Origin of the sequence: Psychroserpens burtonensis DSM 12212, from assembly GCF_000425305.1 — a bacterium.
Lineage (GTDB): Bacteria > Bacteroidota > Bacteroidia > Flavobacteriales > Flavobacteriaceae > Psychroserpens > Psychroserpens burtonensis.
This window is the reverse complement of record NZ_AUDE01000009.1, coordinates 148,256-170,668: the sequence shown is the minus strand read 5'-3', so window position 1 is coordinate 170,668 and position 22,413 is coordinate 148,256. Positions and strand designations below refer to the sequence as shown.

19 protein-coding genes are annotated in these 22,413 nt (G+C 32.4%); 11 read left to right on the top strand and 8 right to left on the bottom strand.

Going from position 1 to position 22,413, the window contains the following annotated elements; translation table 11 throughout:
• The first annotated feature begins 8 nt into the window (after positions 1 to 8).
• Complete coding sequence (locus H593_RS0103545; protein WP_028871164.1) at positions 9 to 434, top strand: VOC family protein; 426 nt, start codon at positions 9 to 11, stop codon at positions 432 to 434.
• On the opposite strand, the gene H593_RS0103540 is transcribed toward H593_RS0103545, so the two are convergent.
• The 3 genes from H593_RS0103540 to ffh all read right to left on the bottom strand — a co-directional run bounded on the left by H593_RS0103540 (position 420) and on the right by ffh (position 3,601).
• Positions 420 to 1,139, bottom strand: coding sequence for a YwaF family protein (locus tag H593_RS0103540; RefSeq protein ID WP_028871163.1), 720 nt, complete (start codon positions 1,137 to 1,139; stop codon positions 420 to 422). The two genes, H593_RS0103545 and H593_RS0103540, sit on opposite strands and share 15 nt — an antisense overlap.
• A 209-nt stretch (positions 1,140 to 1,348) precedes the next feature.
• Positions 1,349 to 2,224: a bifunctional 5,10-methylenetetrahydrofolate dehydrogenase/5,10-methenyltetrahydrofolate cyclohydrolase gene (locus tag H593_RS0103535; RefSeq protein ID WP_028871162.1), complete on the bottom strand. Its 876-nt coding sequence runs from the start codon at positions 2,222 to 2,224 to the stop codon at positions 1,349 to 1,351.
• Positions 2,225 to 2,272: 48 nt separating this feature from the next.
• Positions 2,273 to 3,601: a signal recognition particle protein gene (gene ffh / locus H593_RS0103530; RefSeq protein ID WP_028871161.1), complete on the bottom strand. Its 1,329-nt coding sequence runs from the start codon at positions 3,599 to 3,601 to the stop codon at positions 2,273 to 2,275.
• A 336-nt stretch (positions 3,602 to 3,937) separates the two neighbouring features.
• On the opposite strand from ffh, the gene H593_RS0103525 reads away from it, so the two are divergent.
• From H593_RS0103525 to H593_RS0103505, 5 genes are all read left to right on the top strand, one after another.
• Positions 3,938 to 4,453 carry an RNA polymerase sigma factor gene (locus H593_RS0103525; protein ID WP_028871160.1) on the top strand — a complete coding sequence of 172 codons (516 nt, stop codon included), beginning with the start codon at positions 3,938 to 3,940 and terminating at the stop codon, positions 4,451 to 4,453.
• Between the two features lie 187 nt (positions 4,454 to 4,640).
• Positions 4,641 to 5,537: a FecR family protein gene (locus H593_RS0103520; protein ID WP_028871159.1), complete on the top strand. Its 897-nt coding sequence runs from the start codon at positions 4,641 to 4,643 to the stop codon at positions 5,535 to 5,537.
• Positions 5,530 to 7,845 carry a TonB-dependent receptor plug domain-containing protein gene (locus H593_RS0103515; protein ID WP_147231911.1) on the top strand — a complete coding sequence of 772 codons (2,316 nt, stop codon included), beginning with the start codon at positions 5,530 to 5,532 and terminating at the stop codon, positions 7,843 to 7,845. The genes H593_RS0103520 and H593_RS0103515 overlap by 8 nt, the downstream gene beginning before the upstream one ends.
• Positions 7,846 to 7,872: 27 nt before the next feature.
• On the top strand, positions 7,873 to 8,217 hold the full coding sequence (locus H593_RS0103510) for a divalent cation tolerance protein CutA (protein ID WP_037051401.1): 345 nt from the start codon (positions 7,873 to 7,875) through the stop codon (positions 8,215 to 8,217).
• Between the two features lie 4 nt (positions 8,218 to 8,221).
• Positions 8,222 to 8,773 (top strand): YfiT family bacillithiol transferase, encoded by a 552-nt coding sequence (locus tag H593_RS0103505; protein ID WP_028871156.1) that lies wholly within the window; start codon positions 8,222 to 8,224, stop codon positions 8,771 to 8,773.
• Here H593_RS0103505 and H593_RS0103500 read toward each other — a convergent pair.
• From H593_RS0103500 to argS, 3 genes are all read right to left on the bottom strand, one after another.
• The gene (locus tag H593_RS0103500; protein ID WP_028871155.1) at positions 8,763 to 9,725 is read right to left on the bottom strand and encodes a lipid A deacylase LpxR family protein; all 963 of its coding nucleotides are present in this window, start codon (positions 9,723 to 9,725) and stop codon (positions 8,763 to 8,765) included. The two genes, H593_RS0103505 and H593_RS0103500, sit on opposite strands and share 11 nt — an antisense overlap.
• Positions 9,726 to 9,846: 121 nt before the next feature.
• On the bottom strand, positions 9,847 to 10,437 hold the full coding sequence (locus tag H593_RS0103495) for a porin family protein (RefSeq protein WP_028871154.1): 591 nt from the start codon (positions 10,435 to 10,437) through the stop codon (positions 9,847 to 9,849).
• A gap of 124 nt (positions 10,438 to 10,561) precedes the next feature.
• A complete protein-coding gene (argS, locus tag H593_RS0103490; protein ID WP_028871153.1) occupies positions 10,562 to 12,346 on the bottom strand; it encodes an arginine--tRNA ligase in 1,785 nt (594 codons plus the stop codon).
• Positions 12,347 to 12,934: 588 nt separating this feature from the next.
• Here argS and H593_RS0103480 point away from each other — a divergent pair.
• The gene (locus H593_RS0103480; RefSeq protein ID WP_028871152.1) at positions 12,935 to 14,989 is read left to right on the top strand and encodes a tetratricopeptide repeat-containing sensor histidine kinase; all 2,055 of its coding nucleotides are present in this window, start codon (positions 12,935 to 12,937) and stop codon (positions 14,987 to 14,989) included.
• Between the two features lie 687 nt (positions 14,990 to 15,676).
• On the opposite strand, the gene ctlX is transcribed toward H593_RS0103480, so the two are convergent.
• Positions 15,677 to 16,609: a citrulline utilization hydrolase CtlX gene (gene ctlX, locus H593_RS0103475; RefSeq protein ID WP_028871151.1), complete on the bottom strand. Its 933-nt coding sequence runs from the start codon at positions 16,607 to 16,609 to the stop codon at positions 15,677 to 15,679.
• A gap of 47 nt (positions 16,610 to 16,656) precedes the next feature.
• A complete protein-coding gene (locus H593_RS0103470) occupies positions 16,657 to 17,043 on the bottom strand; it encodes a hypothetical protein (protein WP_028871150.1) in 387 nt (128 codons plus the stop codon).
• 85 nt (positions 17,044 to 17,128) lie between these two features.
• Between H593_RS0103470 and H593_RS0103465 the strand changes: the two genes are divergently transcribed.
• From H593_RS0103465 to H593_RS0103450, 4 genes are all read left to right on the top strand, one after another.
• The gene (locus H593_RS0103465; RefSeq protein ID WP_051229610.1) at positions 17,129 to 18,904 is read left to right on the top strand and encodes a M14 family metallopeptidase; all 1,776 of its coding nucleotides are present in this window, start codon (positions 17,129 to 17,131) and stop codon (positions 18,902 to 18,904) included.
• A gap of 156 nt (positions 18,905 to 19,060) precedes the next feature.
• Entirely contained in the window at positions 19,061 to 20,506 is a 1,446-nt protein-coding gene (locus H593_RS0103460) for a RimK family protein (RefSeq protein ID WP_028871148.1), read from the top strand.
• A gap of 2 nt (positions 20,507 to 20,508) precedes the next feature.
• Entirely contained in the window at positions 20,509 to 21,735 is a 1,227-nt protein-coding gene (locus tag H593_RS0103455; protein ID WP_028871147.1) for a glutamate-cysteine ligase family protein, read from the top strand.
• Positions 21,732 to 22,412 carry an N-formylglutamate amidohydrolase gene (locus H593_RS0103450; RefSeq protein WP_028871146.1) on the top strand — a complete coding sequence of 227 codons (681 nt, stop codon included), beginning with the start codon at positions 21,732 to 21,734 and terminating at the stop codon, positions 22,410 to 22,412. The genes H593_RS0103455 and H593_RS0103450 overlap by 4 nt, the downstream gene beginning before the upstream one ends.
• Position 22,413: the final 1 nt, after the last annotated feature.

Below are 22,413 nucleotides of genomic sequence, written 5' to 3'. Positions count from 1 at the left end.
GCAGATTTATGTCAACTAATATCTCTCCTTTTCATCTTGCAATTCCTGTTCATAATTTAGAAGAATGTAGAACATTCTACAGAGATATTCTCAACTGTGAAGAAGGTCGAAGTAGTGACCATTGGGTAGATTTTAATTTCTTTGGACATCAACTCGTTATTCATTATAAGCCAAAATCAAAAGAAGAAATTCATACCAATGCTGTTGACGAAAAATCTGTTCCTGTCCCGCATTATGGCGTCGTTTTACCTTGGGATACATTTCAAGACTTCTCCAAAACGGTTGCATCTAAAGGTGTAGAGTTTATTATTGAGCCTTATGTTAGATTTGAAGGCCAAGTTGGTGAACAAACTACCATGTTCTTTTTTGATCCTGCAGGAAATGCACTTGAATTCAAAGCTTTTAAAGACATGAATCAATTATTTGAGAAGTGATTTTTTCTTTGCTTCAGAGATGTAAAACGGCAAGTAAATCACTAGAAATAAAGGGATTATTATCAACTGAGCAACAATGATATAATAAGGCCATTCACCAAAATAATCTAGTACTGAAGCAGATTCTGGCTTTCTATTCAAATAAAAATAATTAGCCTCTAAAACGTAATTCGTCACAATCATTAAGACCACATACACTTGCAATGCTAAAAAGGATTTAAAAATGCTTTTAAATTTAGGTTTCATCTTAAAGACAAAAATAGTGTAAACTATTACAGTTAATAGTCCTAAATGAACTATCCAATATCTCATATAATCTAAACTAGGGAAGCCTTCAGCAATATCTGGAGTAATAACACCTTGCAAAGTTCCTGCGATGACCCAAAAAACTAAGATTTCGAACATCCAATAGTGTCGATAATATGTGAAAATTGGAATGATTATTGCCAAGAGACTGCACAAGTACAAAGGCAAGTCTGTTCTAATATTATAGTCTGTAGTGAACATATAATATAAATGGAACGTTATAACTGCTAGCGATATAAAAATAGCGATATAGTGAATCACGCGTTGCTGACTTTCTGAAGAAATTGTTCTCGCGAACCTAATTAAAGTTACTGCTACAATTATAGCCAATCCAATAGGAATGAGATGTTCCAAACTTAGAATTTGAACACGATTTACAGCGGCGAATAATTTAATCATGCTGCAATATAAAATTTAATCAACACTTAGATTACTATCGCAATGTGCCTCCAATAAAAACATCTCTTTATTTCAGCAATACTCAATGACTAAAAACTAGCTTTGCTATGAGTGATAATTAAAATACAATGAATGCCATTAGAAATAGGTCCAACCGAAGCATCTTTATAATTTAAGTTTCATCACGTTACTCTGGGACAGAAACAAAGTTACATGCGTTGCTCACGAGCTAACAAAGTGTTTTTAAGAAGCATTGCAATAGTCATTGGTCCAACACCTCCAGGAACTGGTGTAATATAACTTGCTTTCTTACTTACGTTTTCAAAATCAACATCACCTGTAATTATATACCCTTTGGGAGAGTTTTCATCGGGTACTCTTGTAATTCCAACATCCACGATTACCACGTCATCTTTTACCATTTCTGCCTTTAAGAAATTTGGAACACCTAAGGCAGAAATAATAATATCTGCTTGAGATGTAATTTGCGTAATGTTTTTTGTGTGACTATGCGTCAATGTTACAGTAGAATTCCCAGGAAACCCTTTACGCCCCATCAATATGCTCATTGGTCTACCAACAATATGACTTCTTCCAATGACTACGGTATGTTTCCCTTTAGTTTCAACACCATAACGATCCAAAAGCTCCAAAATACCAAAAGGTGTTGCAGGAATAAATGTACTCATATCTAATGCCATTTTCCCAAAGTTTTCTGGATGAAACCCATCAACATCTTTACTTGGATCGACAGCCATCAAAACTTTTTGAGTATTGATTTGTGGTGGCAATGGTAACTGGATGATAAAACCATCGATATCATCATTTTGGTTTAATTCTTCAATCTTATCTAGCAATTCTATTTCGCTGGTCGTATTAGACATACGAACCATTGTTGATTCAAATCCAACGCGCTCACAAGCACGCACTTTACTCCCAACATAAGTCAGACTTGCACCATCATTCCCAACGATAACAGCCGCTAAATGAGGGACTTTCTCTCCTTTAGCTTTCATTTTATCAACTTGAGCCTTAATTTCGTTTTTTATGTCGTTGCTTACTTTTTTACCGTCTAGAATTGTCATCGCAGTGTTATATTATGTTATTTCTATTATATAAAAAGGTGTGAATTCTTAATTCATACCTTTCATAGCTTGCATCATTGCTTTACCTTTCCCACCCTGCATCATCTTCATCATCTTACTCATCTGGTTAAATTGTTTTAAAAGTTGATTCACCTCTTGCACAGAAGTACCAGAACCTTTTCCAATTCGTTTTTTCCGACTAGCATTTATAACTGTTGGGTTTGATCGTTCATCTGGAGTCATTGAATGAATAATAGCTTCAATACCTTTAAATGCGTCATCATCAATATCAACATCTTTCATCATTTTTCCTGCTCCAGGAATCATTCCGATAAGATCTTTCATATTACCCATTTTCTTAATCTGCTGGATTTGCTTTAAGAAATCATCAAATCCAAATTGATTTTTAGCAATTTTCTTTTGAATCTTACGCGCTTCTTCTTCATCATATTGCTCTTGAGCTCTTTCAACAAGAGATACAACATCTCCCATTCCTAAGATACGATCTGCCATACGTGACGGATAGAAGACATCAATCGCTTCCATCTTTTCACCTGTACCAATAAATTTAATTGGTTTATTTACAACAGATTTAATAGATATTGCCGCTCCACCTCGTGTATCACCATCGAGTTTGGTTAGGATTACACCATCAAAATTTAAAATATCGTTGAATGCTTTTGCTGTATTTACAGCATCTTGACCTGTCATAGAATCTACGACAAATAGAGTCTCTTGTGGTTGGATTGCTTTATGGATGTTAGAAATTTCATCCATCATGGCTTTATCAACAGCTAAACGACCAGCGGTATCAATAATAACCACATTATGTCCATTTTCTTTTGCATATGCTATACCAGCTTGTGCAATAGCAATAGGATTATTATTTCCTTTATCACTATACACATCAATTTTTAATTGATCACCTACAACATGCAATTGATCAATCGCAGCAGGACGATAGACATCACAAGCTACTAACAATGGTTTTTTAGACTTCTTATTTCTTAGGTAATTGGCTAATTTACCTGAGAATGTCGTTTTACCAGAACCTTGCAAACCAGACATTAAAATAATACTTGGATTACCAGACAAGTTGATTCCTTCTGCGTCTCCTCCCATTAATTCTGTTAGCTCATCTTTAACAAGTTTGACCATTAATTGGCCTGGTTGCAAACTCGTTAACACATCTTGACCTAAAGCTTTCTCCTTTACTCTATTAGTAAAATCTTTAGCAATTTTAAAGTTAACATCGGCATCTAAAAGTGCTCTACGAACTTCTTTTAAGGTTTCGGCAACGTTTACTTCTGTAATACTACCGTGGCCTTTTAGTACGTGTAACGCTTTATCTAACTTTTCACTTAAATTATTAAACATATTCTTGTAGAATTTTAAAGGGACAAAATTAACGATTTGTCGTGTATTTATGACGTTCAATTGAAAAAATAAAAAGGTAGAATACAAAAAAAAGGATTGCTACGACCAACAACCCTTTTTTAACCAACTAAAAACTAAAACTAACTGTTGCGTTTATTTAACAATCACTTGTTTTTTTTAATAGAACAGTTAAAATCATAAAACTCCTACTTTCTAAGTCGTGAATCTCAAAACTCAAAACTCAAAATTTCAAATTTAAGCTCGAATTCCAACTCATGTTCAAGTTAAATTTAGATTTCAATTTCATTTACATAACTTAGCCTCAACCAAAAAAAAATGTCAAAACCACTTAAAGACCATATTTGTGAGGAACAGCTATTCTCCTCTATTTTTAGAACGCACTCCAAAAATTTGCACGATTTTTTATATTATAAATTTGGTAGTCAGTTAAATCCGCAAGACAAAATGCAGGAAGCGTTTGTGAAATTGTGGGAGAATTGTGCTAAAATTCCGCAGAACAAAGCCAAGAGTTTTTTATTCACCACCGCAAACAACTTAATGCTAAACGAGTATGCTCACCAAAAAGTAGTGTTACGACACCGTATGATACAACCAAAACATACTACGAATATAAATCCAGAGTTTATACTTGAAGAAAAAGAATACAAAGCAAAATTAGAAAAAGCAATTGCCGGATTAACAGAAGCGCAACGCGTCGCCTTTTTAATGAACAGAGTTGAAGGCAAACGTTTTAAAGAGATTGCACAATTATTAGATATATCAACAAAGGCAGTAGAAAAACGTATTTACGGCGCCCTTAAAAAATTAAGACAAGATATTGATGAACTGTGAAAAAAGTTAGCAGTAGCAGTAAAGGAACCCAAAGTCATAAATACAAAACTAGACTTATAATAAGCCTTAAACATGTCTAGTTAACAATTAATTGCATAGGATACTGAGAACTGAGACTGCAACTGAAAACTAAATTAAAGGGTAGGACTTTTTAATAATTAACTGTTATATACTTGAATAGAACACAATGAACAAAGAAGACCTCATACAAAAATGGTTAGACCATAACCTAAATCCTAGAGAGCTAGAAGCTTTCAAACAGCTTAAAGACTACCCTAATTTAATTAAATTAGACCAAGGACTTATTGGATTTAAAGCAGACACCATTAATGAAGATGACGCTTTTAAAAACGTTTTAAAATCTATTGATTCTCTTAAGAAGAAACCAAATAAATTATTTGCTACATTATCAAAAATCGCTGCAATTTTAGTCATCGCGTTTGGTATATATTTCTATACTTCAACTCTTGACACCACAACCTATACGATTGCCTCACAACAAAAATCAATTGTATTACCAGATGCGTCTCAAGTGCAGTTAAATGCAGTTTCCACGATAACATTTAATAAATCTAATTGGAAAAGCAGCCGTAATTTAGTATTACATGGAGAAGCTTATTTTAAAGTTGCCAAAGGAAAAAAGTTCGATGTTAAAACAAATTTAGGAACTGTAACTGTTCTTGGAACGCAATTTAATATCAAGCAACGTAATGACTATTTTGAAGTGACTTGTTATGAAGGAAAAGTTGCTGTAAACAGTAAAACAAAACAAATAATACTCCTACCAGGAGACACCTTTTTAATTATTGATGGGAACTATATTGCTACTGAAAAAGAAAATGTATCTCATCCATCATGGCTAATTAATAAGAGTACCTTTAGGAGTATCCCATTCCGAGAAGTTATCGCAGAGTTTGAAAGACAATACAATGTATCTGTAGAATTTAGTGATTTCGATGGCTCTCAAAACTTCACTGGAGATTTTATACATAATGATATTGAAACTGCCTTAAAATCTATTACTTTACCTTTACAATTAAAGTATAGTAAAACAGATAATATCATTAGACTAAAACGTGAATAAAAAAGGTGTCTTCTATCTTTTTATAATCTTATTATTTTTGAATTTGAATAGCAGTAATGCGCAATCAAATTTAAAAACAAAACTTCCGCTTGCCGAAGTTCTCACGATAATAGAATCCAGATTTAGTATCCATTTCACTTATTTAGATCAGACTATAGCCAATAAAAGTGTCCTTCTCCCTTCGGAAACTTTATCACGAGAAAATACATTAGAGTATTTAAGATATGAAACAAATCTCGATTTTATCATTATCAATAACACTAGTGTTGTCATTTCAAAACGGTCTAATCCATTCAGTGATTTTATCACTCAAAAGCTTGAAGAAGTCGTCATTACGAACTACTTAACTAAAGGGATTTCAAAAAATAGTGATGGTAAAATTAACATTAATACTGAATATTTTGGGATTCTCCCTGGGCTTTTAGAACCCGATATTTTACAAAGTATTCAGGCCTTACCTGGTGTTATGAGTGTTGATGAGCGTGTATCTAATATTAATGTTCGTGGAGGAACTCATGATCAAAATTTAATTTTGTGGGACGGTATAAAAATGTACCAATCTGGACATTTTTTTGGTTTAGTATCTGCTTTTAATCCTTATCTAACAAAGGAAGTAAATGTCTCAAAAAATGGAACTAGTGTAAAATTTGGTGATGGCGTTTCTAGTGTTATTGATATGCAACTCTCTAATAGTCTAGATCAAAATTTTAAAGCTGGAGCAGGTTTCAACCTTATCAATGCAGATGGTTTTGCAAAAGTCCCACTTAATGAACAAGCCGAAATTCAAGTCTCTGCAAGACGGTCTATAACCGATTTTATTTTCACACCAACCTACGACCAATACCTGCAGCGTGTGTTTCAGGATAGTGATTTTTCTAATCCGCAACAGGAAAATTCAGAAATTATCTCAAATAACGAACGTTTCTATTTTTACGATATCGCTACAAAGTTTTTATATGATATTACTGATCAAGACCAATTTAGATTTAACTTTTTAACGATTAATAATAGACTATCTTATGATCAACAAGCAAATGATGATTCTGTTATTCCTTTAAAAAACGAACTAGAACAAAATAATTTTGCTACAGGTTTTGAGTATTTAAAATATTGGAATAGCAAACTGACAACAACGGCTAAATTTTACTATACCAGTTACGATTTAAAAGCCACAAACTTTAATATTGCAAATGACCAACGTACTAATCAAGATAATAAAGTTAATGATCTAGGTCTAAAGATGAATGCTACCAATCATATCGATGATAATTTAAAAATACATGGTGGTTATCAATTTAGCGAAGTGATTATTAGCAATGCTGAAAACACTAACAATCCAACCACAGAGCAATTTATAAAAGAAGTGGTTCGCACACACTCCATTTATGGTGAAGCCGAATTTACTTCAGCAAATAAAAATACCTATGCGAGAATAGGTTTAAGAACTAATTTTATTGAAAAATTTTCAGAGTTTTTTACTGAGCCACGATTATCTGTAAGTCATAAATTAAACAACGATTTTAGATTAGAATTTTTAGCAGAATTAAAAAGCCAAACGACCTCTCAAATTATAGATTTACAAAATGATTTCTTAGGCATTGAAAAACGCAGGTGGATTTTATCTAATAATGAAAACATCCCAATCATAAAAAGCGTTCAAGCAGCTGCAGGCATTCACTACAATAAAAACAAGCTACTAGTGAGTATTGAAGCTTTTATAAAAGACGTGGAAGGCATCACATCTCAAAGTCAAGGTTTTCAAAATCAATTTCAATTTATAGAGGACATTGGTAAATTTCAAGTAAGAGGGATTGATTTTCTTATCAATAAACAGTTTGATTATTTTAGCACATGGTTAAGTTATTCTTATAGTAAAAACGATTATATTTTTGATAATTTCAATGATGGTAATCCTTTCCCTAATAATATTGATGTTCGTCACGCTGTGACATTTGCTAGCACCTATGATTTTGATAATTTAAAATTTGCTTTAGGTTTCAATTGGCATTCTGGCAGACCGCAAACTTTACCTTTAGAACTACAAAATCAATCTAATTCTCAAATTGATTACGATACCCCTAATAGTAATCGCATAAGTGCCTACTTTAGAACAGATATATCTGCAACGTATCAATTAAAATTCACCAATAAACTGGATGCTTCTATCGGAGCTTCCCTATGGAATCTTTTCGATAGAGAAAATGTCATTAATACGTATTATGCGAAAAATAGTGATGGTGATATTATAACTGTAGACAACTTATCTTTAGGTATCACCCCAAATATTAGCTTTAGATTACGATTTTAGATTTTATAAAATTCTAGATGTATCTTTATGATGTCAACTTTAATTTATACAATCATGATTCAATTACATATTATTACAAAAAACGAAGACCAAGCTAATAGAATTACAGACTTACTTCACGAGCATGGACTCTTAACAAACGAGTATATTTTAAAAGAGGTTATTGGACGTGTTACTAATCAAGAAGGAAAATTAACAAGCATCAGTGAGGTTCTAATTGTTGGTACGACTAAGGCTCTTTTATTTAAGACCATCAATAAGCTAGTAAGAGTGCACTATCCAAAAAATACGCCAATTATTTATGCTGTACCCATAGTTTATATGGATGAGTCTCAATCTCAAGATATAATTGAAGGAACTGCCAAAGTTTAGGATTATGAAAAGCACACAATTACAACTCTTAAAGTTTCCAATTGGAGAATTTCAAAAACCTGATACTATTTCTTCGGAAATGATCAACTTATGGATTAACGATCTTGAACGTTTTCCTTCGGAAATTGATAAAGCTACAAAAGTGTTATCTAAAGAACAATTAAACTGGACATACCGACCAGATGGCTGGAATATCAAGCAAGTGGTTCATCATTGCGCAGATAGCCACATGCACAGTATTATAAGATTTAAGTTAGCGCTAACGGAGGACTCTCCAACCATAAAACCATTTTATGAAGATCGTTGGGCAACACTTATAGATGGTAATGATGATACTCTGGATGACTCTTTGAATGTACTAAGGGGTCTTCATAGTAAACTAGGTCAGCTATTAAAGCACATTTCCGAAGAGGAGTTGTCAAGAGAATTTGTGCATCCTGATCATTTAAAACGTTTAAGAATAGATGAAACTATTGGAATGTATGCTTGGCATAGTAATCATCATTTGGCTCATATTAAGCAAGCTATTACCTATGAAGGATACTTTAAAATGTAAAACCAATTCTTATGCCTCCCCATTTTGCTAAATCACCCATGTTAAATTCTTTTGTAATACTTGAGCGTGTATATTCAAAATAGAGTGTTTTGGTTTGTATAACCACGCCATAGTTAAACTGAAATGTAAAACGTTCAAGATCGCTCCCAGAAATAGTATAAGGGCTTTTCCTATTAATTAGACCACCTTGCAATGTCGCATCATGACCAATTACAGTGAAAACAGGTTGAGCATAGGTGTAAATTTGAAAATTTATTTTCTTTTCTTCAAAAGAAAAAGAACTATTAAATCTCCCTAAAACCACATTTGAACCCACCGAAATATTAGTAAACAAAGTCCCAATATTTATATTAGATTGCGCTTGTAATAGTAATAAATTATACACTTTTAAAATTTGCTTTTCCAAGCCTAAATTATAGTTCAATACAAGATCATTTTTAATTTGATGTCGCCATCCTCTCGGTATTTTATTACCGGTGGCTTTATGAATAGCTACTTGCATTTCTTCGCCAAAAGCTCCAGGACCTATTAACCCTATATTTAAAGATGAATGTAATCGTAGTTTCCTTTCTGTGTCTATACCAAGCACCGAGCTCCTTAGCATTATAGCTGCAGCAAATGGTCGATCTCCAAATTGTATTTCTGGTAAATCATATTTATTTGGTGTAAATCCAATATGCTCAATAGCTAAGCCATATCTCAAATCAAAACCGTCTGGTTTAATTAAAATTGTATTGATAGGATTCTTTTCAAAAAAGGGAGATACAAACTCCAAACTATAACCTTGTGTATAGTTTTCATCACTTGCTGCAAAATAATCATTATCATAATTAAACCTAAAATAACGAGGACTATCGATGTCTCTAAAAGACACAAGATTATCAATTTTTTGACCTATTGCATTAAAACATAACGCACATAAAACCACACTAAAAACAGTTGTCTTTATCATACGTTATCTACGTGATTTGATTCGTAGTGGTTTTTAAAATTCTCAAAAAAGCATCTAAGTATTTTACAAAAAAAAGCTCAAGACTAAAATCTTGAGCATAATTACCAAATTGTATTTTTTTTTACAAATCAAATCCTATTGAGAAGTGCCATACTCTATTGTTAGGGCTTCCATCATCATAAATATCTCCTAAGCCTAAATGATATCTAACACCCATACTCACACCCGAATCTGTTTTAAATCCGCCTCCAAAATTAACACCGTAGTCAAAACTATTAGGATCAAACTCTTGAGAGGTATCAAATAAATTAAAACTACTATCAAATTTTTCCTTATGAGAAATAGCATATCCGACTTGTGGACCTACTTCTATAAAAAAGTTATCAGTAGGATATACTTTAAACATAATTGGAACATTTATATAATTAAGCATCTGAGTAAAAGTTCCATTGCTATTTTTAATTTCATAACCTTGTTGAGAGTATAGTAACTCCGGTTGGATAGAAAAATTATCATTAATAAATGATTCGCCATAAACACCAATGTGAAAGCCATGTCGTTGACCTGTTTCACCATCTCCATCATAAGATACGGCCGCTAAATTATAACCACCTTTTATTCCGGCAGCTGACTCTCTTTTGGTAGTTTCCTGCGCTTGAATAACACCTAATAAGCCAAAAAAAAGCACAATTGCAAAAACTTGTTTTTTCATAAAATGATATTTGGGTTAATTATTAAATTTCCATTCTAGTAGTATATACGATTACTACCCGAAAAAAGTTTTCGTAGAGACTAAATGAAAAATTTAAAATTTTTAGAAACTAAACTTAAGTGAACTACATGCGTTCTGGTACATGGATACCTAGCAAACCAAACGCGTTCTTAATAACATTAGCGACGCTTTGTGCCAGCTGTACACGAAATACTTTTTCAGTGTCAGTGTCTGCTCCTAAAATAGAAACATTTTGGTAAAACGAATTGAACCCTTTCACGAGTTCGTAGGTGTAATTAGCAATTAGTGCTGGACTGTAATGGTCTGCTGCATTTTGAATCACCTCAGGGAATACTGCTAATTGTTTTATGAGTTCTCTTTCCTTTTCATGTAAAGACACTTCATCTGTACTTAATGTGACACTGGCATCAATATTAGACTTACGTAAAATAGACTGTATTCTAGCATATGTATATTGTATAAACGGACCCGTATTTCCTTGAAAATCAATAGACTCTTTTGGATCAAATAAAATACGTTTTCTAGGATCTACTTTTAAGATAAAGTACTTTAAAGCACCCAAACCTATGGTTTTGTATAGGTCTTGTTTTTCTTCTAAAGAATAGCCATCTAACTTCCCTAACTCTTCAGAAATTTCTCCAGCAGTCTGCGCCATTTCGTCTACCAAATCATCTGCATCTACAACAGTCCCCTCTCTACTCTTCATTTTTCCTGAAGGTAAATCAACCATACCATAACTTAAATGGTATAAACTATCTGCCCAATCAAAACCAAGCTTTTTAATGATTAAAAATAAAACTTGAAAATGATATTCTTGCTCATTCCCAACCGTATAAACCATACCACCAACATCTGGAAAATCCTTAACCCGTTGGATTGCTGTACCAATATCTTGCGTCATGTAAACAGCAGTACCATCACTACGAAGCACAATTTTTTCGTCCAAACCATCTTCGGTTAAATCACACCAAACCGAGCCATCTTCTTTTTCTATAAATACGCCTGTTTTTAACCCTTCTGCAACGAATTCTTTTCCTAATAAATAGGTTTGACTTTCATAGTATAGTTTGTCAAAATCCACCCCTATACTTTTATAGGTGGTCTCAAAACCGTCGTAAACCCAACTGTTCATCATTTTCCAAAGTGCAACGACCTCATCGTCTCCAGCCTCCCATTTAAGAAGCATTTGTTGAGCATCTAATATAATTGGCGCGTTTTTCTTTGCATCTTCTTCTGTTTGACCTTCGGAAATGAGCTGTTGTATTTCAGATTTATACTCCTTGTCAAATTTCACATAATAGTTCCCAACCAGTTTATCACCTTTTAACCCTGACGATTTTGGAGTTTCTCCATTTCCGAAGCGTTTCCATGCCAACATACTTTTACAGATATGAATTCCTCTGTCGTTAATTATTTGAGTTTTATAGACCTTCTTCCCCGAAGCTTTTAAAATTTCGGAAACACTGTATCCTAAAATCACATTTCTAACATGACCTAAATGCAAAGGTTTATTGGTATTTGGTGAGGAATACTCTACCATTACTGCTTTTTGTTCTGAGTTTGGTGCTATGAAACCGTACCGAGAATCATCCTTTATACCGTTAAAAAAATTGATATAATATGCATCTTCAATTTCAATATTTAGAAACCCCTTGACCACATTGAACGCTTTCACCTCATCAACATGAGCAACCAAGTACTGACCAATTTGTTCTCCAATTTGAACAGGATTTCCTTTTACAACCCTCAACATAGGAAAAACAACTACCGTAATATCTCCAGCAAACTCTTTACGCGTTGCTTGAAATTCTACCGATTGTAATTCTGCATTAAAAACAGCTTTAATAGCCTGTTTTACATTATGTGAGAGTATCTCCTGAAGATTCATTTTAATATCGTTTTTAGGTCTGCAAAGATAGGATTTTTATTAAATTTTAAAGATGTGACAGCACTTTTATTGATTATTTTGAGCTTCATAACAATCTAGACAAACACTATGCATATAATTTATAATGTGTGTAAAATTTTTAGGAGTGCTATAGGTTCGACGAATGAAATATCAATGGAAAATAAAAGCTTGAATAATCCTTACTTATTATGAAATCACCATCTTGTAAATATTCACACATATATACTTAAATATCAATACATTAACCTAAAACACAGGGGCTTTGTGCATTTCATCGACAAAAGTGTAGTTTTTCTATGATTTTTACCGTTCATCTATTCGTCGATGTTTTTCAAATTTACATTATTCACTTTAACTAATTTATAGGTATTAAGACCTAAAAATTAGGGTTTAAGAACCTTTTTCTACATTTTTGAATAGCTATTAATCAAAGTCCCAAACATTGATGAAACATAATAATCAATCTTTATTGAGATTGACATTATTATTTCAACACTCTAACTATCCAACCTCGAAGGATGTTTCGTGTACAAATAATTTTGCAATTATTCACACCTTAACTAAGGTATGAAGCAGTTAATTACTTTAGCTGTATTATGCACTTCGCTTTTTTGTTTTTCACAAACAAATGAGATCGATAGCCTTACTGTAGAATTAGCTTACCAAAAACAGGATTCATTAAAAGTTGAAACCTCGTTACGATTAGTAAAAGCACTATACAACAAAAAGAGTTACAAAAAAGCCCTTACCTATATTGACAATACAGAACGCTTATCTAAATCACTAAATCATACTAAAGGAATTGCTGACGCTAATTATTACAAAGCTTTAATTTACGCTCATAATGATGATTACTACAATGCGATTGATGGTTTTAATAGATCGCGAAGATATTATAGCCAATTAGGTGATACATTAGGAATCGCAAAAGTGAATAACAGTATTGGCTTAATTGAAATTAAGCGTGGCAATTATGGTATAGGTTTACAAAATTCACTTTCTGCAATTCAAACTTTTGAAACTAGAAACCTTAAAGATGAATTAAGCTCTGCGTATAATAATTTGGCAGACGCCTATTACAATACAAATCAAATTGATAAGTCTTTAGAATTTAACATCAAAGCTCTAAAAGTTAGAGAACAATTAAAAGATAGTACTGGTATAAAAACATCTATACGTAACATAGCTACTTTATATTCTGAAAGAAAAGAACATAGAAAAGCTATAGAATATTATGAGAAGGTGTTAACACTTCTTAATCCAAAAAAAGATCAAACACTTCGTGGTGAAATTTTACCTCGAATTGGCGCAGAATATTTAAGATTTAAAGATTATGATAAAGCTGCTAAATACCTTGTAGAGGGTTTAAAATTTAACAGAAAAATCAATAGTAATGATGGTGTTTTAAGAGCACTTAATGCCGTGGGTGATTTAAATATTCAACAAGGAAATTTGAAAACCGCTGCTGTACAAGTAAATGAAGCGTATTCCATCGCAGTTAAAATCGATAATAAACCTGAACTTCTCAAAAATTACAGATTGCATAAAGAATTAGATTCTATTAAAGGGAGATTTCAAAATGCATTTTTCTGGCAGGGAAAATATTATACATTAAAACGCGAGCTAGACCAAGAGAATCAGCCAAAAATACCTATCATAAGAAAACCGCTAGAAACCGAGTCTTTAAATGAGATTAAAGACTTCAAAGCTTTAGAGTTAGAAAAACAAAGTGAAGATGAAGCTATTGAGTTTCAAAAACTAAAAACTATTTCTTATGTTTTAGGAGTAGCATTTTTAATTGCAATGACAATCCTATTACTAGTTTATTTCAAACGTAAAAACATATTCAAACTCAATAAAAAACTTCAAAATAAGAATGCAGAAATCATATTAAAAAATGAAGAGTTAGCTGAAAAAATAAAACATCTTGAAGAAGTAAATAATGTAAAAGATAGATTGTTTTCAATTGTTTCTCATGATCTAAAAGATTCTATTTCATCGATAAAAGGTTTTATAGATTTACTTAAAGAAGATGGAATTTCACGCGAAGAATTTTATGATTTAGTCCCTGAGCTAAGTGAAAATGCCGATAGTGCATCGCAACTTCTTTACAACCTTTTAAATTGGTCTAAATCTCAAATGCAGAATTTAGAACCAAAAGCAGAGCTTTTTAATATACAAGACGTCTTTAAAAATAAAATAAGTTTAGTTGAGCAAAAAGTTGATCAAAAACGTATCATACTTATCGATGAGTCAAGACGAGATTTTATCTATGCAGACAAAAGTATGATTGAAATCGTAATTCAAAATTTAATTACCAATGCCGTTAAGTTTACACGTATAGGCGATTCTATTACCGTTTCAAATTCTGATCACAATGGTAAAAGTTTAATTTGTGTTGAAGACACAGGTGTTGGTATTTCTAGAGAAAATATTGATAAGCTATTCCAAAGTGGGACGTTCTCTACCAGAGGGACAAGTAACGAGAAAGGTACTGGCTTAGGTTTGACTATTTGCAAAGAATTAGTTGAACTAAATAAAGGACGTATTTGGGTAGAAAGCACACCAGGAATAGGAACTAAATTCTATGTTGAACTTCCTAAGATTGAACCTAAAAATTAATCAATTTCCTTTAATTAATTGAATCTATTTATTTTTAGTATTCTACTCAAATTCAAAACCAATCATATGACGACACTTTATATTTTTATATCCTTTTACGGCTGTTCTTCGTTAATAAGATAAAGCGTCAAATTCCGAAGAAAAAACAAACATCAACCACGTACGAGTGTCGTTTTCTTTAATCCGAGACTACTCATTCGTTTCAGAAATTCAGTCTCTATTAGATACTTCCTATTTTGATATTTCATTACACATATATCTAATCTAGAAAGACAAAGGATATTTCCTACATATTGAGAGTGCTCTTAACGCTAAACAACAAAAACATAAAGGACAAAGTGTGTATGAAGTCAAACAAGAAAGCAACACATGTACAGCTCTTCAATTTGGACTATTGTAAATAATTATCTATGGGTTTGAAAATAGAAATCACCAGTAACGTTTTACTCACATACCGCAGGCAGTGTGAGTAAAAACCAAGTATACCTAGTTATATTAATACCTATAAAATCAAATTTTCACAAAGGAGAAGGACAAACCATATTAAAGCACTCTAAATGAAACACCTTATGCAACCATTAAAATTGAAATTATGAAAGATAAAATCATTTCTTAGAATAAAGGATTTAATGATAACAATACATATCAAGGGTACCTAAAAAGCAGCTATATTTTTGATAAACTGAATTAAGTTTTAGGCAAGAAAACCTCAGCCATCATACAACGAGCACTTCCGCCTCCACAAGTCTCTATAGTTTCTAGTGAGCTTGATATAATTGGGCAAAAGACCTCGATATCTGCAACTTGCTTTGAAGTAAGACTATCATGAGCAGCCTTACTCATCACTAAATAACGTTGATCATTTTCTCCTTTTACTTGCAACATATTACCAGCAAATTGGTGCATTTGTGATTCAGAAATCACTATGATCGTCTTGCCATCTGCTTTTAAGCTTTTAGTCACCTGTTTACGCTCTTTCTTATCGTCAATCGCGTCCAAGCATATTACTGAAAACTGCTCAGCCAAACACATCATTACATTCGTATGATAAATTGGTAAACGCGTATCATCAACATTTTGATAGGCTTTAAATATAACTGGTGTATATTCAAAATCTTCGCAAAATTCTATAAACAAATCTTCGTCTGCTCTAGCTGACAGCGCACAATAGGCTTTTGAGTTCATACGATCCAAAAGCAAACTTCCTGTTCCTTCTAAAAAGAAACCTTCATCTTCTGCACTCGTATAGTCTATAATATTATTAATTTGAAAGCCTTCTTTTTCTAAATTAGTAAGAATATCATCCCGTCTTTCTCTACGACGATTTGCAGCAAACATTGGATAGAGACCTACGTCACCATTTTCATGAAAACTCACCCAATTATTTGGAAAAATAGAATCTGGAGTATCCATTGATTTGTCATCGTGCTCAACAATAACATTAACACCAACCCCTCTCAACTTTACAACAAGATCATCAAACTCAATTTGTGCTTTTGAGTTAATTTCTGCGTTTTTTATGTCCAAAGCTTCTTGAAAATAATTATTGATAGCGGTTTGCTCATTCATCCTAAAATTAACGGGACGAATCATTAAAATTGTATTTGTAGTTTGTAACATGACTTAAAATTAAGGAAGTGCTAAATTAATTAAAATAAGCACAGGAATCATACCGCACTTCTATTATTAACATTAATATGCAACCAGTCTAAGGCCTCCTGTCGCTCTCTAAATAACCTAATATTCCAATTATTATTTTTGTTGAGATTCATTATTATTTTAGTCGCCATTTCTGCATTATGATTATACACAACAACTGCTCGATATACAATATCCTTTAGGTCACCCATCGCTAATTGCGCCTCAAATGTATAAGAATAGGCATTTTCCATATTTATTAATACGGAAAATGGTGGCTTTAATTGAGATCGCAATAAATTTTGATAGGCTTCAACTTCTGGTTTATCTAAGATTGTGCCTTCATTAATGATGACTTCGGCAATGTGAGGATTAATCAAGTTGATTTTTCCGAAAGGGAGAATAAATACTTTCATTATAGCTATTAGTTTAGAAGGATAAATAAAATTAAGATTAACTTTGAAATGAATTAATTGACATTTACAAAGAAATGAACAACATATGAACAATTTGACATATCTATTTAAAAACCAGAACCTAATAAAAGTAAATATCATCGTATTATCCCTTTGCGTTTGGTCTTGTTCGACTAAAAGTGATACTAAAACATATGATTTTACAACACAATTTGAAAAATCTGAAGGCTTAGAAACAGCAACTTATAAGGAGACCATTATGTTTTATGAGCGCCTAGCAGCAACATTTTCCGAAGTAAAAATTGATAGTATTGGCGAAACAGATTCAGGTAAACCACTTCATATCATAACACTAAATCCTGATTCAAATTTTGATTTTTCTGAAATAAGAAAAACCAAACGTATTCTATTAATCAATAATGGAATTCATCCTGGAGAGTCTGATGGTATTGATGCTACAATGATGTTATTTCGAGATATCGTTCAAGGCAAAATTGAAATGCCTGAATCTACTGTTTTAGTAACGGTAGCCATTTATAATGTTGGTGGGAGTTTAAACAGAAATTCAACAACGAGAACGAATCAAAACGGTCCGATATCTTATGGGTTTAGAGGCAATGCTCGTAATTTTGATTTGAACCGGGATTTTATAAAGTCTGACACAAAAAATGCTAGAACCTTTGCTCAACTATTTCATTTGGTTCAACCTGATGTGTTTATTGATAATCATGTGAGTAATGGTGCAGATTACCAATATACATTAACGCATTTATTTACGCAACATAATAAATTAGGAGGTGAACTTGGTGAATTCTTACATACTAAAATGACACCTCAATTAGAGCAAAATCTCGCTGACAAAAATTGGGACATCACTCCTTACGTAAATGTCTTTAATAGTACTCCTGAGCAAGGGTTTAGCCAGTTTATGGATTCTCCCCGTTATTCAACAGGTTACACAACCTTATGGAATACATTAGGTATGATGGTAGAAACTCATATGCTAAAACCTTATGACAAGCGTGTTGAAGGAACTTATGAGCTCATGAAAAGCATGATAGAAATTACTGAGAATGAAGGCGAGACGATTTCTAAATTACGTAGAAATGCAGTAAAAAATATAAGAAATAAAAAAAGCTACCCTCTACAATGGTCTATTGATACCACAAAAACAACAATTTTAGATTTTAAAGGATTTGAAGGCAATAGGATTGAAAGTGGTTTAACTGGTGCACAGCGATTAAAGTATGACCGAAATAAACCATTTACAAAAAAAATAAACTATCAAAATTATATGACCTCAACTTTGGAGGTAGAAATTCCAAAGGCTTATATAATTCCTCAAGGATGGTGGAACGTTTTAGAACTCTTAGAATTGAATAACATTGAAATGAAACGTTTTGAAAAGGATACGACTCTTACCGTAAATTCATATACTATTAAAAGCTATGAGACGAGAAAACAAGTTTATGAAGGTCATTACTCTCACTATAATTTGGCTTTAGATATTTCCGAAGAAAAAGTAAGCTTTTTTAAAGGTGATTATATAATTGATACTAATCAAAACGGATTTAGATATCTATTAGAAACCTTAGAGCCACAAGCTCCTGATTCATTTTTTAGCTGGAACTTTTTTGATACGATTCTACAACAAAAAGAAAGCTTCTCACCTTATGTTTGGGAGGACTTCGCACAAGAATTGTTGAGAAGTAATCCAAAACTACAAATAGCTTTCAATCTAAAAAAGACATTCAATAAAGAATTTGCTGATAATTGGTTTGCACAGTTGGATTGGCTACATAAACAGAGCAAAAATTATGAAAAGTCACATTTGCAATATCCTGTTTACAAACTGTTTTAATAAAATTAAAAAACCAACTATTATTAACCTAAAAACATATTTAAATATCTGATTATTAAATATTTGAATTCCAAATATTTATTTTTTATCTTTTGTAAAAGCAAACATAATTTTATATAAATTTGTTTAAAATTATATCGATTTTAAGCGTCAATCATGAACAAACTTATTGTTGTCAATCAACCAGAAAAATGGAATTTTTTGATTGATAATATTACCGTAATTTCCTCACAAGAGTATCTTACTAATCCTAAATTTTCGCAACTAAAAAAAGCTAGAATTTTTAATCTATGTAAGGACTACTCTTATCAATCTAAAGGCTATTATGTGTCTCTTTTAGCAGAAGCAAGAGAACATTTACCAATACCAACTGTAAAAAACATTGTGGATCTACGAGCGTTAAAATTGGTTCGTATAGTCTCAGATGAATTTGATGACGTCATTCAGCAGAGTTTAAAAAGTATAAAATCTCGTGAGTTTACATTAAGTATTTATTTTGGACAAAATGTAGCGCAAAAATACAAGGAGTTGAGTAGTTTGTTTTACAAACATTTTCAAGTTCCCTTTTTAAGAGTGAAATTTAGTCATAATCTAAAGTGGACGATACAAAGTATTAAGGCGATTTCAGAATCAGAGATCCCGCAAGAACATTTTGAGACCGTACAAATTTTCGCTAATCAGTATTTTGGAAAGAAGCGTTACGATACTCCAAAACTTTCGAACTACGACTTTGATTTAGCTATATTGGTTAATCCCAATGATCCAGCACCTCCAAGTAATCCCAAAGGATTAAAAAAATTCTTAGAAATCGCTGAAAAATTGAATATTTATACAGAAATTATTGATCCTAAAGACTTATCAAGACTATCCTCTTTTGATGCTTTATTTATTCGTCAAAGCACAGAAGTAAATAATGAAACCTATGCTTTTGCACGTAAAGCGCAACAAGAAGGGATTGCTATTGTTGATTATCCAAATGCTATTTTAAAATGCTGCAATAAAGTTTATATGGCCGAGGCTTTAAATAATGCAAATATTGCAACACCAAAAACTATTATTATTCATAAAGACAATAAAGACGAAGTCCTAAAAATAGTTGGTTTACCTTGTGTGTTAAAAGCTCCAGACTCCACATTTTCTTTTGGTGTAAAAAAGGCTAAAACAGAAGAAGAATATGACCATTTAGTTACAGAAATGCTTAAAGAATCAGACCTCATAATTGCACAAGAATTCTGTCCATCAGATTATGATTGGAGAATTGGTATAATTGATGACGAACCATTCTACGCCTGCAAATATTACATGGCAAAAGACCACTGGCAAATCTATAATTGGAATGCAAAAAAAAAGAACGACCAAGATGGCGAAGCAGACTGTTTACCTCTTGAAGAGGTTCCTAAAATAGTTCTAGATATGGCAATAAAAAGTGCTAAACTAATAGGTAAAGGCTTATATGGAATTGATATTAAAGTCGTAGATGACCACCCGATGGTTATTGAAATAAACGACAATCCAAACATTGATTTTGGTGTAGAGGATTTATACTATGGAGATAAAATCTACGCCACTATATTGTTAGCGTTAAAATCTAGATTAGAATAATCATGAGTAAAAGATATCACCTATTCGAAGTTTTTGGTATTGAACTAGAATACATGCTTATCAACACGTCAACATTCAAAGTTGCACCACTAGTTGATCAGTTATTAACCTTAAAAAACGGTAAACTAACGTCAGATATAGACAATGGCGCTATTGCTTGGAGTAATGAATTAGTCGCTCATGTCGTGGAACTTAAAACAAATGGTCCAACAACAGATTTAGAGTCATTATCTGAGAAGTTTCATAAAAATATTTTAGAAATAAATCAATTATTAAAATCAGTTGATGCAAAATTATTGCCGACTGCCTCCCATCCATTAATGAACCCATCGAACGACACAGAACTATGGAAACACAGTTACAGTGAAGTTTATGAACTCTATAATAGAATTTTTGATTGTAAAGGCCATGGTTGGAGTAACGTACAAAGTACTCATATCAACCTACCCTTTTATGACGACAAAGAATTTGAAAAACTCCATGCTGCCGTAAGAGTTATTTTACCATTAATCCCTGGATTATGTGCAAGTTCTCCAATTTTGGAAGGTAATCTTACTGGTATTATGGATTCCCGTTTGGAATTTTATAAAACGAATCAGAAAGAGATTCCCGAAATGACAGGATTAGTAATTCCTGAACGTGTTTTTAATAAAGTCGATTATTACGCAACCATTTTTGATCCTATAAAAAGAGCAATCAAACCTTTTGATACCAAAAATATTTTAGATCATCACTTTTTAAATTCTAGAGGTGCTATTGCACGTTTTGATAGAAATACTATAGAAATTCGTCTTGTGGACATTCAGGAATGTCCCAAAGCTGATGTTGCAATCTGCATCTTAATTATTGAAGTTTTAAAAGCCTTAGTCAACAAAGAGTTATGTACACTACAGGCACAGAAGAAATGGACAAAGCAAGAATTATTTGACATCTTAAATGACGGAATAAAGTACGGAGAACTCGCAAGAGTTGTCAATTTTGACTATTTATCAATTTTCGGAATAAAAGAAATTTCAACAATGCAAGATGTTTGGCAACATATGTATAACTGGGTTAAACCAAAACTATCTTCGGAAAATCAAAAGACAATTGAAATCATCTTAACTGAAGGATCTTTGTCTTCTAGAATATTGAAAGCTATTGGAAATGACACTTCAGAAGCAAAAGTCAAACAAGTGTATTCTGATCTTGCTGAATGTTTAGAAATGAATCAATTGTTTGTCAATTGAAACTAATCCTCACTTGTGAACATGGTGGAAATAAAATCCCAAATGAATATGTTTATTTATTTCAAGAAAACCAAGAGGTCTTAGAGACTCATAGAGGTTTTGACTTGGGTGCTCTCGATACTTTTGACTATTTAAAATCTCTTTCTGATTATTCAAAAGCGAGTACAACAAGCCGTTTGTTAATTGAACTAAATCGATCGCTTCATCATAGTCAGCTATTTTCAGAATATAGCAATAAATTAAGCGTAATTCAGAAGAATCAAATTACCTCAACCTATTACCATCCCTATCGAAATGAGGTGTCGTCAATAATATCAAACTTTATATCTAAAGACGACACTGTATTGCATCTTTCTATACATTCCTTCACACCAAGCCTTAAAAACACAAAGCGAGAGTGTGACATTGGTTTACTGTACGACCCTAGAAAACCATCAGAGAAGCTGTTTGCAGCACTCTTAAAAGCTAAAATTAAAGCTAAAAACCATAATTTAAAGGTGAGGTTTAATTATCCGTACTTAGGAAAATCTGACGGTTTTACTACCTATTTAAGACGTCAATTTAAAATGAATTACACAGGTATAGAAATAGAAATAAATCAAAAATACTCAAAAGACAACCAAATGAACTTACTTATAAAAGACAGGGTGTTAGCCGCAATAAAGGAGATTATTTAAT

Coding starts and splice junctions, on each gene's coding strand:
- H593_RS0103545 (WP_028871164.1), top strand. CDS start 9: ATGTCAACTAATATCTCTCCTTTTCATCTTGCAATTCCTGTTCATAAT.
- H593_RS0103540 (WP_028871163.1), bottom strand. CDS start 1,139: ATGATTAAATTATTCGCCGCTGTAAATCGTGTTCAAATTCTAAGTTTG.
- H593_RS0103535 (WP_028871162.1), bottom strand. CDS start 2,224: ATGACAATTCTAGACGGTAAAAAAGTAAGCAACGACATAAAAAACGAA.
- ffh (WP_028871161.1), bottom strand. CDS start 3,601: ATGTTTAATAATTTAAGTGAAAAGTTAGATAAAGCGTTACACGTACTA.
- H593_RS0103525 (WP_028871160.1), top strand. CDS start 3,938: ATGTCAAAACCACTTAAAGACCATATTTGTGAGGAACAGCTATTCTCC.
- H593_RS0103520 (WP_028871159.1), top strand. CDS start 4,641: ATGAACAAAGAAGACCTCATACAAAAATGGTTAGACCATAACCTAAAT.
- H593_RS0103510 (WP_037051401.1), top strand. CDS start 7,873: ATGATGTCAACTTTAATTTATACAATCATGATTCAATTACATATTATT.
- H593_RS0103505 (WP_028871156.1), top strand. CDS start 8,222: ATGAAAAGCACACAATTACAACTCTTAAAGTTTCCAATTGGAGAATTT.
- H593_RS0103500 (WP_028871155.1), bottom strand. CDS start 9,725: ATGATAAAGACAACTGTTTTTAGTGTGGTTTTATGTGCGTTATGTTTT.
- H593_RS0103495 (WP_028871154.1), bottom strand. CDS start 10,437: ATGAAAAAACAAGTTTTTGCAATTGTGCTTTTTTTTGGCTTATTAGGT.
- argS (WP_028871153.1), bottom strand. CDS start 12,346: ATGAATCTTCAGGAGATACTCTCACATAATGTAAAACAGGCTATTAAA.
- H593_RS0103480 (WP_028871152.1), top strand. CDS start 12,935: ATGAAGCAGTTAATTACTTTAGCTGTATTATGCACTTCGCTTTTTTGT.
- ctlX (WP_028871151.1), bottom strand. CDS start 16,609: ATGTTACAAACTACAAATACAATTTTAATGATTCGTCCCGTTAATTTT.
- H593_RS0103470 (WP_028871150.1), bottom strand. CDS start 17,043: ATGAAAGTATTTATTCTCCCTTTCGGAAAAATCAACTTGATTAATCCT.
- H593_RS0103465 (WP_051229610.1), top strand. CDS start 17,129: ATGAACAATTTGACATATCTATTTAAAAACCAGAACCTAATAAAAGTA.
- H593_RS0103460 (WP_028871148.1), top strand. CDS start 19,061: ATGAACAAACTTATTGTTGTCAATCAACCAGAAAAATGGAATTTTTTG.
- H593_RS0103455 (WP_028871147.1), top strand. CDS start 20,509: ATGAGTAAAAGATATCACCTATTCGAAGTTTTTGGTATTGAACTAGAA.